This window comes from Brucella haematophila (assembly GCF_005938105.1).
GTDB classification, from domain to species: Bacteria; Pseudomonadota; Alphaproteobacteria; order Rhizobiales; family Rhizobiaceae; genus Brucella; species Brucella haematophila.
Genome location: NZ_VCPE01000001.1, coordinates 83,603 through 96,390, shown reverse-complemented (window position 1 = coordinate 96,390; position 12,788 = coordinate 83,603). Strand labels below are relative to the sequence as shown.

The following is a 12,788-nucleotide window of genomic DNA, read 5'->3' as shown; positions in this document are numbered from 1 at the left end:
GCGCACGAAACACAGCACATCCCGAAAAATGTGAAACGGCTTTCGGACGAGATGTGCGTAAAATAAAGGACGCCCGACCGGAAAACCGGCCGGGCGGATCGTTGCTTAGTTCGTGATACCGAGCTTCTTGCAGCCATCGGCATAGCGATCGACGCACAGCGTTGCTGCTGGAACAACGTTCTTGTCGATGATTTCGGCCTTAAGGTTTTCAGCCGTCACAACCGCCGGGACGAAAAGCTTCGACGGCGTGTTGTAGAGCGTCGTTTCAGCCTTCGGCGTCTCGCCGTTCAGCAACTGGGCGGCAACGCGCGCAGCTTCCGAAGCAACGATTTCAGACGGCTTGTTGATCGTGTTGAACTGGTCACCCGAAATGATCAGCTGAAGCGCCGCAATCGTCGCGTCATTGCCGGTGATCGGCGGCAGCGGATCAATGCCCGCAGCCTTCATGGCAGCAATCGCACCGCCTGCGGTGCCGTCATTTGCAGCCACAACGCCGACGATCTGGTCGTTGAAGCGGGTGATCTGGCCACTCGCCCACTGCTGAGCCTTGCTTGGCGCCCATTCAGGCGTGTCATATTCGGCCAGCGTCTTGTAACCGCTGTCCTTCAGACCGGCATGAATGCCTTTCTTGATGAGACCGGCAGCCGCATCGGTCGGCGAACCGTTGATCTGGAGAACACCGCCCTTGTCGGTCGGCACGTTCTTGGCCTTCAGGTCCTTGATGAGCGATTCAGCAATCGACTTGCCAATGGCTTCATTGTCGAACGAGACATAGAAATCCGACGTCGCATCCGGGATCGGACGGTCATAGGCGATGACCTTGATATCCTGCGACTGGGCCAGCTTCACGAGCGAAGCGGCTGCTGCCGTGTCGACGGCATCAAGAACGATCACCTTGGCGCCCTGCGAAATGACCGAATTGAACTGCTGCTGCTGCTTGGTCGCGTCGCCATCGGCGTTGAGATAAAGCACCTTGCAGCTTTCGCAGAGCTTCTTCATTTCTGCTGCAAAACCGGGGAAATCGCGCTCTTCATAGCGCGTGGATGCCTGATCCGGCATCAAAAAGCCGACCACCGCATCCTTGACTTCCGCATGAGCCGTCGTAGCGGCCATCATCAGCACGCCAGCCAGCGCGCCTGTCATCTTCGATACCTTCATGACTCTCCTCCTAGTGATTGTCTGTTTTTCTGGCATCCGACCGGGAATATCGCCTGCAAGAGACGGCTTTACATGCGCTGAAGCCAACGGCTCGCTCGCCGGACATCCTCGAAAATTCAATTCGTTTTCGAAAGGATGTGCGTGAGCACGGATATCTAGAGCGCCGATCCGATTCAAACAGATCGAAACGCGCTCCAAGCAGCCGTTTTCAGAAATTCACGCGCTTCGCATTGCCTCCACCTGCCAGCGCCGCCATCTCCCGTCAGGCGGCGGCATCTCGTCCCCGGCCTCTTCCCGGTTGGAGATGCTGTAACTTTGCACAACAATTTGCACAATCGATTGTGCAAGCTGATAATGCGCCAGCCCCTAAAATCTGTCAACACGATTCAGCGGGGTATGCGATGACGATGTCGGAGTGCTTGTAACGAAGCGGGAGTAACAGCGCCGCAAAACAGCGGCTGCAAATTCGTCAGGCCGCGGCGAAAAGAGTGATTTTCGAGTACCGGAGCGGAGCGTACTTCAACGTACGTGAGCACCGGAACGCAGACAATTGCTCTTTGCAGCCCGGCATCACGAAGAGTGCAGCCGTTGTGCTATTTATTTGATATCTTTCAGACTATCCACCGGCAGCGCGATGGCCGAACGCGGCGCAATTAATCTGGGCATAACCAGATGCAGCTCCGGTTCCGTGACGTGCTTTTCCATCAGATCGAAGGCTTTGGCGATCATGCCTTCCACGTCCTGCTGGATTGAAATCACCGGAAACGACAGGAAAGATGCAAAGGGATCATAGTCGTAACAACCGACCACGAGATCGTTGAGCTGCTCGTGCGGATGCTCGACCATATAGCGCAGCAGACCCTCAAGATTGATCGAGGAATTGACGAACAGACCACGCGGCAACCGACCATGATGCTTGCGATAGTCATCGAGCGCTCGCAGCGTATTCGACGGCGAATAGCCGGTGTGGAAAACGCAATTTTCTGGATCCGACCCCAGCACGGCCTGCTTGGTATGATGAAAACCGCGAATACGCTGGCGGGTGGATTCGTCGTTGCGTCCGCCGAACAGACAAAGCTCCATCGGCTGCAAAGGTTCGCGATCGGAAAAATGCGCGATGATCGCTTCCGTCAGCATGCGGCCACCGGCAAAATTGTCGGTGGTCACCGATGGAGCTTTCGCTCCCGGCAGATCGATATTCACATGCGGGATCGCCGCCTGCTCGCATAATTCATGCAGGCTGTCCGGGTCCGTTGCGCCGCAGATGAACAATTCATCGATGGAATAGGAAATCAGCGTTTCCGCCGTTTCGCGTTCTTCGTCCGGATCGCGCCCCGCGCTGACCACGACTGGGCACAGGCCCCGCGCGCGGACATGCGCTTCGAATGTCTGCGCCATGGAAGAGAAAAAGCGGTTGTCATGCAAAGGCAGCAGCAGCCCGACAAGGCCGGAGCGGGAATGACGCAGCCCCTGCGCCTGACGATTGGCAGTGTATTGGTGCTGCTCGGCAAGATTGAGGATGGACTCCGCCGTTGTCTGGCTGATCCTGCGCTTGCGCCACGTGCCATTGAGCACGGCACTCACCGTGGAAGGCGAGCTTCCCGACAGAACAGAAAGGTCGTAAATCGTCGCCTTCTTCTTGTCGCGGCGCATTCTGTCTCCCTCATTTCGCCGTATAGAAATATCGATCATCAGCGGAAACTGGAACAAGTTTCTCTGCTTGCTGATGCTGGACCCACAGAGTTGACGTTCAGTGGATGATCGGGCTTTGCATGACGCGACAGCAATCATGTTGCGCGACACCCCGGTCAATCGCGTCGATAAACTTCACGCATGACGCAGTTTTTAGCATCGCATTCCTTAAGCGAGCAATCTGGTCAGCTACAATATTCCACGAACACATTGCGCTGCTCCAAGCGTCCGACTGCGCAGATCGGACGCCGGGTAGCCATATCGCACGCTGGAAGAAGGGTCTCTCATGTCCACCAATGGAAAGCCGCTCGATTTTCTCTGGTTCATCCCGTCTTCGGGTGACGGCACCTATCTGGGGACCGACGCGCTAAGCCGTCCTTCCGACCCCGCCTATTTCAAGGAGATCGCGCAGGCAGCAGATCGCCTCGGCTATTCCGGCGTTCTCATCCCGACAGGGGTTGCGTGTGAAGAGTCCTTCGTTCTGGCCGCTAATCTTGCCGCCTATACGGAAAAACTGAAGTTTCTCGTTGCGATCCGTCCCGGTGTCGCCTCCCCCGCTTATTACGCCCGCCTCGCCTCGACGCTCGACCGCGTGTCTCAGGGCAGGTTGCTTCTCAATATCGTCGTTGGCGGCAGCCAGCAGGAACTGGCTGGCGACGGCATTTTCCTGCCGCATGACGAACGTTACGACCATGCCGATGAATTCTTTCAGGTGTTCAACGATCTGATCGAAACCGGCCATGGCAATCTCGACGGCAAGTACATCAAAGCCCATGATGCAGCACTTGGCCTGCCGCCGGTGCAAGCCCGCCCACCCATTTATTTTGGCGGTTCGTCACAGGCCGGTATCGATTTTTCCGTCGGTCTCGTCGACAAATATCTGACCTGGGGTGAGCCTCCGGCACAGGTCGGCGAAAAGATCGCCGCTGTTCGCAAAGCGGCGAAGGCCAAAGGCCGTGACGACCAGATATCCTTCGGTATTCGTCTGCACTTCATCGTTCGCGAAACGGATGATGAAGCGTGGGAAGCCGCCGACCGCCTGATCGCGCATCTCGACGACGAGACCATCGCCGCAGCCCAGCAGGTCTTCCTGAAAAACTCCGATTCCGTCGGTCAGGCCCGCATGGTCGCGTTGCACAATGGCCGCCGCGACAAGCTGGAAGTGTCGCCCAATCTCTGGGCGGGCATCGGCCTCGTGCGTTCCGGCGCCGGAACCGCTCTGGTCGGCTCGCCGCAAACCGTTGCCGCCCGCCTGCGCGAATATCAGGCGCTGGGCATCGATACGGTGATCGCCTCCGGCTACCCGCATCTGGAAGAAGCCTATCGCGTTTCCGAACTCCTGTTTCCCGAACTGGGACTGGAAGGGCCACGCAACCAGATCCGCTCGTCCTTCGGCAAAAAACAGGTCTTTGGCGGGGGCGGACATGGGGGTAATGTAAAGGTCGCTTCCGGCTCGTGAGATTTGAAATGCTGACGAAAGCCCATACCGGCACCGTCGCCATTATCGGCGGCGGTTTTACAGGCGCAGCCGTTGCGCTGCATCTGGCGCGACAACTGCCCCACCACCAGCATGACGCCGACTGGCGGATCGTGGTGATTGAGCCGCGCGAGAAGCTTGGACGCGGTCTGGCCTATGACACGCTGGAACCGGTGCACCGCATCAATGTGCCTGCCGACCGCATGTCCATCCTACCCGACGAGCCGCAGGATTTCAGCAACTGGCTTGCAGAAACCGGAATACTGGAAAGCGATCCGGATGCTTTCAGTCTCGACGGCGCCCCCTTCCCGGCCCGGACTGTCTTCGGGCTTTATGCATCCTCAAGACTGGAGCCTCTGATTGAGGCTGGACGTGTGGTCCACCGCCGAACCCGCGCTGTACATGCCACGAAAAACGGTGACTTCTGGACAATCGAAACCGAAGATGGCGAGCCTGTTGTTGCTGATATCGTCGTATTGGCGGTCAGCCATCCCGCTCCATCCCTGCCGGGTGTGCTGGAGCCGATCAGCGAGCATCCGGGGTTGATCGCCGACGCGACGCGCCCCGGCGCGCTGGATAATGTCCAGTCAGACGACCGCGTGCTGGTCGTCGGTAACGGGCTGACGGCAGCCGACGTCATCGCCACGCTGAAAGCCCATGGCCATAAAGGGCAGATCGTTTCGATTTCGCGTCGCGGCCTCCGCTCACGCGGGCACCCCCGCACCGCCCATGACCCATTTGGCGACTTCACAACCGAACCATCAATCAGTGCTTCAAAATTGCTGCACCGGGTCCGCAAAGCCATCAAGGCGGCACAAGCCGAAGGTTTGAGCTGGCATCCGGTTCTCGATGCGGTTCGCCTTCAGGGACAGGACATCTGGCAGGCTTTGCCCGTTTCAGAGCGCCGACGCATCGCGCGGCATGTTCGCCCGTTCTGGGACGTGCATCGCTTCCGCATTGCGCCTCAGGTGGAAAACGCTCTTGATCGCGCTGTCGCCGATGGCAGCCTGTCTGTCCGCGCTGCCTCCATCCGCAGCGCGGCTAGCTCCGGCGACATTTTGCGCATCGACCTCAAAGACCGACGTTCGAGCGCAATCGATGTTCTCGACGTGGACAAGGTCGTTGTCACCACCGGTCCCGGCCATGGCGGCATTCTCGGATCACAGCCATTGCTTTCGGCGCTCGCCGAAGCGGGGCATCTGGCCCTTTGCCCGACTGGACTGGGTCTGCTCTGTGACCGGCAAAGCCACGCAATCTCTGCATCGGGCTTCGTCGATGAGACATTGCTGATCGCCGGACCGCTGGCGCGCGGAACCTTCGGCGAGCTGATGGGATTGCCGCAGGTTAGCGAGCACGCCGTTCTCGTTGCCCACATCATCGCCACGTTCATCGCTGAACAAGACCGCGCCCTAGAAAAGGCCGCGGTCTGATCTTTCAGGATTTGGCTGGCTGTATGCGGGTCAGGTGGTCGTGAATATGCTGGTGCAAGTTGGAGGCCGACATCGGGTCATGGCCAGGCACCTGTTTCAGTTCGCGCAAATCTTGCGGTGAAACATCGTAGCGGTCCTTGAACAACCGCGTAAACTGCGCCCGATCCGAGAAGCCGCATTTATAAGCGACCTCTTTCAGTGTTTCCGCCTTGCCTTTGCTATGGATGAGATAGCGGTAAGCAAGGTCCAGACGTTTTTGCCGGATCAATTTGGTGATGCCGTCATCCTGCTCGAACTGCCGATACAGGTGAGAATGAGACAGTTTGAAATGCGCCATGATCGTCTTGGGGCTCAAACGCCGGTCGCGGATATTCAAATCGATATAGTCCAGCACTCTTTGTCGCATCGTCTGGTCAATGGCAATCGATTGCGCCGGCGATAGAGCAACGCCATTCACAGCCGCCACCAGCAACAGGACAAGCGCTTCCTTGATCCCCTGTACTTCATTCTCCTGAATGAAATCCAGAGAACCATCCAGGCTCAGAATAAAATCGAACAGCACCTGATTGATTTTAAGATTCCGCGACAGGACCAGCCCGTGCACGTCTTTCGCAGGAAACCATTTATCCATTTCAAATCGAGGGATTGCCAGCGTCACCCGCGCACCGGCTTCCTTGCGGCTATCCAGTACCTTCGTCAGATCCATGAAGAACATATCACCCGGCTGTACGTGGACACTCGTCCCGTCGAAGTCTCCCGTATATTCGCCGGACAGAACGAGCTGCAGCAGGCAAATATCCAGGTTCGTACGCGCGATCATCTCCGGCGTCCGCCGACAGATCTGATCGTTGAACGTCGTGTCGCCGAGAACCATCGTATCAAATAGGCGTGAGCGAATGGTGCCGATCATTCCGGCCTGGCCATCAACACCGACTGGAGAGACCTCATATATAAGTTCCGATACTTCCTGCCAGAAAGCATTGCGAGATTTTTCATCCACCATATCGGTTGAGAGAAAAAATTCCGGCACGATTTAACAGCCTTTCTTCAAGTCACACATAAATGTTGCGAGTATAAAATATTTCACAAATCAACAGGAAGACGTTGATAAATCTTCCTAACCGTCAGAATTGCGGAGCTATTCATGCATCATACATAAATGAACCGCCCTAAATGCATTAGAAAACATCCATAACAGAAATCCAATATTTTATATTTCTCTATAAATATAAACCGGTATTTTTCTATTTCCAAATAAAATCTAATATCTTTGGGTATCTATTAGCAGGAGATAATATCATCCCAAAGATGGGACATAATCGTATTGTCACTCTCTGATTTTTACATATAGCTCGTAGTCGAGGGTAATAACTAGACGTGTTTCATTATGAAACGTGTAAACGCCTACAGGCATGAAGAAGACTGAGTTTCTCCAAGTACAGATCTCCCGATAATCGGAAAAGCTCGTGCATTTCCGAAGTGGAATTCTCACTGCTTGAAAACCAACATCCAATCCTTTCAAACGCAGGATTTCGCGAATGGACCACGACCAGTCAAGCCGGTTTAGCTTCTCACGGCGTTCGTTTTTAAAGGTGGCAGGAGCTTCGGCAGCCATTGCTCTTGCCCCGGAAATGGCCTTCGCGCAGGAAAAAGTGTTTCCTGCTGGCTTCAGGTGGGGCGCGGCCTCAGCCGCTGCACAAGCCGAGAGCCGGGCCGGACGCGGGCGCAGCAACTGGGACGTTTTCGCGGATATATCCGGAAGGATTCACGACGGTTCGACCAACGAGACGAACACACAATTCGAAACACGCTATGGCGAAGAGCTCGCCATGTTGTCAAAAGCCGGATTGAATACCTTCCGCTTTTCTTTCTACTGGTCGCGCATCCAACCCGAAGGACCGGGCGCGCCAAGTGTTGCCGCACTCGATCTCTATGATCGCATGATCGATGAAATGCTGCAGCTTGGGCTCGACCCCATGGCCACTATCCTGCACTTTGAGAACCCCGTTTGGGCCGGTAATTTTCGCACGCGTGACATCATACAATATGCGACAGATTATGCGGAGATTATAACGCGCAAGTTTGGTGACCGTATCAAGCTTTGGATCGCCATGAACGAACCCGGTACTGTTTCCACCTTCGGTTACGGATCGGGACGTTTTGCACCGGGTTACATCTCCTTGAGAGCGATGGGCGACGCAATCCACCATCAAAATGTGGCGCAAGGCCTAATCATCTCCACTGCCCGAGCCAATCTGCCGAAAGACGCCAAAGTCGGCACCACCCTTAATCTCCAGACTGTCCGTTCCAAGTCCAACTTCCCCGAGGACGAAAAGATCATCCGGACTATGGATGCCTACTGGAACACGGCCTATCTCGATCCGCTGTTTGGCCAGGAATATCCGCAAGAGGTGCGTGCGCTGGTGGCCCCAGTTGTCCGACCGGGAGACATGGAAATAATTGCCGCCAAGCCGGATTTCCTTGGTGTAAATTACTACTCACGCTTTTATGTCAAAGCCGAGCCGCACACGCCACTCGGCTTCGTGCAGGACACGCCTCCGGAAAATCTCAAACGTACGAAATACCTTCCCTACGAGCCAGATGGCTTTTCGGAAACACTGCTGCGCGTCCACAATGGTTATGGCGCTCCAGACATTTACGTCACCGAGTTTGGCTTCCCTGTCGACGAACCTAATCTCGTCGTCAACGGCGTTGTCGAAGACTTAACCAGGATTGAGTTCATCAAAGGCTATATTGAGGAAGCCTATAAGGCGATGCAAAAGGGCGTCAACCTGAAAGGGTTGGTCTACTGGTCTTCCACGGACAACTGGGAATGGAACGAAGGATTTGCAAAGAACTTCGGCCTGATAAAGATGGATCCTAAAACACAGAAAAGATGGCCGAAGCGCAGCCTCGAATATTTCGGAAAATGCAGCAAAACAAACAGTATTGTTTGAGCGCATTCCAGATCGGCTTTCTTTGAAAGAATATTGTTGAGTTTTCATCCAACATGCCGGTGCCAGCCAAATTCAGCACAGACCTCAAGGTCAATTTGCGGGCACCGGTGTTGACGTTCTGACGTGCACAGTTTTGGGGAAGCGCATGACTCGTGGGTGGTTTTTTCTGGTTGTCGGAGCAATCCTTGCTTCTTCTCTGACTTTCGAGGCTCGCGCCGAGGACACAAGCGGTAAGATTGAATTCCGGCAGGGATGGCGCTTGATCCGTGATGATGAGGCCAAAGCCGCTCAGATCGACGTGCCCAATGCAGCCCTTGGTGACAAGGGCTACGCAATCCAGAACATGCCCTCCACCGTTCTCAACACGCTTAGCAAAGCTGGTGTCTATAAGGATATCTACTATGGCGACAATCTTGCCAAAGTGGATAATACGCTCTGGAAGCACCAGTGGTGGTATCAGACAAAACTCAATGTTCCTGCGGGGCATGACCGTTACACGCTGATCTTCAACGGGCTCAATTATCGCGGTGACATATGGCTGAATGGCCAGAAGATTGCCGGACCTGACGCGGTTGTCGGCATGAGCCGTAAGTACGAATTCGACGTCACTCAATATGTCCATCCGGGCGCAGATAATCTGCTGGCGGTCAGGATAACGCCGGAGCAACGCACTCCCAGCCTGACTTTGGGTGACACGCCCGGATCTGGCAAGCATGAAGGCGTTGACCTCACCGATACCTGGATGGATTGGATCAACCTGAAATACTTAGGTGATCCCACAACCAAGACCTCCTTTGTTCCAGATAAGGGTGCGGGCATCTGGCGTAAGGTCTATCTCACCTATGGCGGCGACGTCGCGTTACGCGCGCCCTATGTTAAAGCCGACTTGGAAGTACCCAATCTCCAAACAGCAAAGCTCGACGTCTATACCAATCTGGTCAATCGCTCTTCCAAACCCATCACGGGCGTGCTGAGCGGTGAGATTACCCGCGAAGGCAAACCAAGCATTCACCTTGAAAAGACCGTTACCCTCAAAGGAAACGAAACCCGGGAAGAAAGCTTCACTCCTGAGCAAGTAAAGGCACTGACAATCAACAAGCCTGATGTCTGGTGGCCCTATATCTGGGGCAAGCCGAACCTTTACAATTTGAAGCTCACGTTTAGCATCGGTGACAAGGTTTCCGATACCGCAACGACCGATTTCGGTATACGCAAGATCACCCAGCACACCGACAACAGCAAGCTATTCCCCAAGTTCAAGAATCCCGGTAGTTTCTACATCAAGGTCAACGGTCGCGATTATCTGATCCGCGGCGCAGCCTACACACCCGACCTGTTGTTCGACAACAATCCGCAGCGGGATCGTGACATCATCCGATATGCAAAAGACCTCGGCGTCAACATGCTGCGCTGGGAAGGCAAATTTGCCGATGATGACATGCTCGAACTGGCCGACAAGGAAGGTATTCCCGTCATGCGCGGCCTCATGTGCTGCGGGTCATGGGAACTGTGGAGCCATTGGGACGAGGAAGACCGCGCAGTAGCCTATGCCACCGTCCGGGATATGATCATTGATTTTCGTTCGCACGCATCGGCATTTATTTGGGCAAATGGCAGTGACGGTCTTCCACCTGCGGATATTCTGGGAAAATACCATAGCATTTTGAACGAACTGCACTGGCAGAACACCGTCGTTGATACTGTTTCAGCACGCAACCAAGACTGGAGCGGTGTACATATGGCGGCGCCCTATTCCTGGCGCTCGCCTGCTTTCTGGTTCAAGGGCGATATAGTTGGTGCGATGGGTTCCGTTGCCGAAGCTGGCAATGACGAGACTGTTCTGCCGCTGGATAGCCTGAAGAAATTCCTGCCCGAGGATAAGCTCTGGCCGATTAATGACTTCTGGTACATGCGCGCAGGTTCTGCACCCGGCAACAATATGTTGAAAAGCGCTCAGCGCTCCATTCGCAGACGATACGGAATACCTAATAGCGTCGAAGATTTCACGCGTAAAGCGCAGCTCATTGCCTATGAAAACGTTCGCGCTCAGAATGAAGCCTATGGCGCGCTTGGTTGGGACACCCACAAGATGACGATCTTCTGGATGCTCAATAGCCACTGGCCGTCGTTCTTCGGCCATCTGTTCGACTATTACATGAAACAAGGTGGTGGGTATTTTGGTGCCAAGAAGGCTTTACGGCCACTGAGCGCGGTTTTCGACGGCTATGCAACGGGCGATCGCTCCAAAGCCAACATCTACCTCGTCAACCAGACACCGGAAGATCAGAAGAACTTGATCGTCTCAGCGCGCCTATATGACATCGACGGCAAGCTCCAACACGAAAAGAACGTGACCGTCAAAGACGCAGAATCCGGCACGTCCGCTGTCGCTATGACCCTGCCCCGTTATGAAGACATGGGCACAGTCTATTTCGTTCGATTGCAGATCCGCAATGGTAAGAATGACGTGCTCGCAGAGAACACTTATTGGCAGTCAGCCAAGGACGATATCCCCGAAGACATGGATCCGAACAACATGATGGACGCCATGATCCTGAAGCAGAAGCAATGGGCTGATTTCACCCCGCTTAATACGATGCCGAAGGTGGAACTGAAAACCGCGCTTAGTGAAGTCGATCCGCAAGGCGACCTGCGTCGCTTCAAGATTGCACTGACCAATCCCACCGACCATGTCGCTTTCTTTGTACGGGCGCAACTGCAGAAGGACAGCTCGTCCGGCGAAATCTTGCCGATCACCTATGACGACAACTACGTCACAGTCTACCCCGGCGAGACCCGCGAGATCACGGCGGAAGTCGCGAAGACGCAGATCGAAGGACAGAACCCGATAGTCACCGTCGAAGGTTATAACCTCCGCTGATTGCCGCCCAACGACAATCATCACTGAACATTTGGATCAGAGCAGGCTCATGAAATCACTCATCGGAAGCATAAAGCCTCTCCTCTGGTCTGTCCCAGCGGTCTTGTTGTGTTTCAGTGCGCAAGCCGCAGAAAACGGCCTCGGCTTTTACCTGCTCGGATCGAAAGGCCCTCTCGCCGCAATCCTGCCCGCGCCGGGCCTCTATCTACAGAACGACACCTACTTCTATCGCGCAAGCGCCGGTGCCTCTGCACCACTACCGCTAGGCGGTGTCGTCGGCTTTGGTGTCGATGCCAATGCTGTGATCGACCTGCCGACATTCATATGGTCCACACCCTATGAAGTGATGGGCGGGCGACTGGCCTTCGGTCTGACCACGCCTTTCGGTTATCAGAATGTCGACGCCGATCTGGTGTATGGTCCCTATTCAGGCGACATCGACAACAGCGTCACAAAAATCGGTGATCCAGTCGTTACCACGACCATCGGTTGGAGCAGTGGTGACTTCCATTGGACCCTCAATGGAATGGTTAATGTTCCCATTGGGGACTATCAGGAGAACTCGCTCGCCAACATTGCTTTCCATCGTTGGGGCGCAGATCTTTCCGCCGCGGGAACTTGGTTTGATCCAACGCGTGGTCTCGACATATCGGGCGTTGTGGGCTTCACCTTCAATGGAGAGAACCCTGAAACAGACTACCGCACTGGAACCGAGTTCCATGTTGAGGGTGCGATCTCGCAATATCTCTCGAAACAGTTTTCACTCGGCGCCATCGGTTACTATTACCAACAGATCAGCGATGATGGCGGCAGCGGCGCTATACTCGGGGGCTATCGCGGACGTGTAGCGGCGCTGGGTGTAACTGCCAGCTACAATTTTGAACTGGACAAGACACCAGTACAGGCACGTGTGAAACTTCTGCGCGAGTTTCATACGGAAAACCGCGTTGAAGGTACGTCGGCGTTTCTCACGCTATCGGTTCCGCTTTATGTGAACAAATGATGGATATTTATAGCCCATTGTCCCTGGTGTTAATCGCGATGAATAGGTCGGCGTATTTGATATTACGACGAAGAGCAGGTTAGCGCATTCAGACCAGATCGAGAGCGAGTTCCATGGTCGGAATCCCCATGCGAGCACTGCGGCGCTTCTATTTTACAACAAAGTATTAGAAGTAGTTAAATTTCATTTT

The 12,788-nt window shown here is 54.8% G+C and carries 8 protein-coding genes; 5 read left to right on the top strand and 3 right to left on the bottom strand.

The window, feature by feature from the left end:
• Positions 1-105: 105 nt before the first annotated feature.
• Together FGI60_RS00400 and FGI60_RS00395 are read right to left on the bottom strand one after the other, a co-directional pair.
• Positions 106-1,158, bottom strand: coding sequence for an ABC transporter substrate-binding protein (locus FGI60_RS00400; RefSeq protein WP_138783452.1), 1,053 nt, complete (start codon positions 1,156-1,158; stop codon positions 106-108).
• A gap of 597 nt (positions 1,159-1,755) precedes the next feature.
• Entirely contained in the window at positions 1,756-2,811 is a 1,056-nt protein-coding gene (locus FGI60_RS00395) for a LacI family DNA-binding transcriptional regulator (RefSeq protein WP_138783451.1), read from the bottom strand.
• Between the two features lie 325 nt (positions 2,812-3,136).
• Here FGI60_RS00395 and ssuD point away from each other — a divergent pair, with 325 nt between their 5' ends.
• Both ssuD and FGI60_RS00385 read left to right on the top strand, forming a co-directional pair.
• The gene (gene ssuD, locus FGI60_RS00390) at positions 3,137-4,309 is read left to right on the top strand and encodes an FMNH2-dependent alkanesulfonate monooxygenase (RefSeq protein WP_138783450.1); all 1,173 of its coding nucleotides are present in this window, start codon (positions 3,137-3,139) and stop codon (positions 4,307-4,309) included.
• 8 nt (positions 4,310-4,317) lie between these two features.
• Positions 4,318-5,757: an FAD/NAD(P)-binding protein gene (locus FGI60_RS00385; RefSeq protein WP_138783449.1), complete on the top strand. Its 1,440-nt coding sequence runs from the start codon at positions 4,318-4,320 to the stop codon at positions 5,755-5,757.
• 4 nt (positions 5,758-5,761) lie between these two features.
• On the opposite strand, the gene FGI60_RS00380 is transcribed toward FGI60_RS00385, so the two are convergent.
• On the bottom strand, positions 5,762-6,787 hold the full coding sequence (locus FGI60_RS00380) for a helix-turn-helix domain-containing protein (RefSeq protein ID WP_138783448.1): 1,026 nt from the start codon (positions 6,785-6,787) through the stop codon (positions 5,762-5,764).
• 508 nt (positions 6,788-7,295) lie between these two features.
• On the opposite strand from FGI60_RS00380, the gene FGI60_RS00375 reads away from it, so the two are divergent.
• The 3 genes from FGI60_RS00375 (at position 7,296) to FGI60_RS00365 (ending at position 12,598) form a co-directional block, all read left to right on the top strand.
• Positions 7,296-8,714: a glycoside hydrolase family 1 protein gene (locus FGI60_RS00375; protein WP_138783447.1), complete on the top strand. Its 1,419-nt coding sequence runs from the start codon at positions 7,296-7,298 to the stop codon at positions 8,712-8,714.
• Between the two features lie 145 nt (positions 8,715-8,859).
• Positions 8,860-11,595 (top strand): glycoside hydrolase family 2 protein, encoded by a 2,736-nt coding sequence (locus FGI60_RS00370; protein WP_138783446.1) that lies wholly within the window; start codon positions 8,860-8,862, stop codon positions 11,593-11,595.
• Between the two features lie 49 nt (positions 11,596-11,644).
• Positions 11,645-12,598, top strand: coding sequence for a SphA family protein (locus FGI60_RS00365; protein WP_138783445.1), 954 nt, complete (start codon positions 11,645-11,647; stop codon positions 12,596-12,598).
• Positions 12,599-12,788 lie beyond the last annotated feature (190 nt).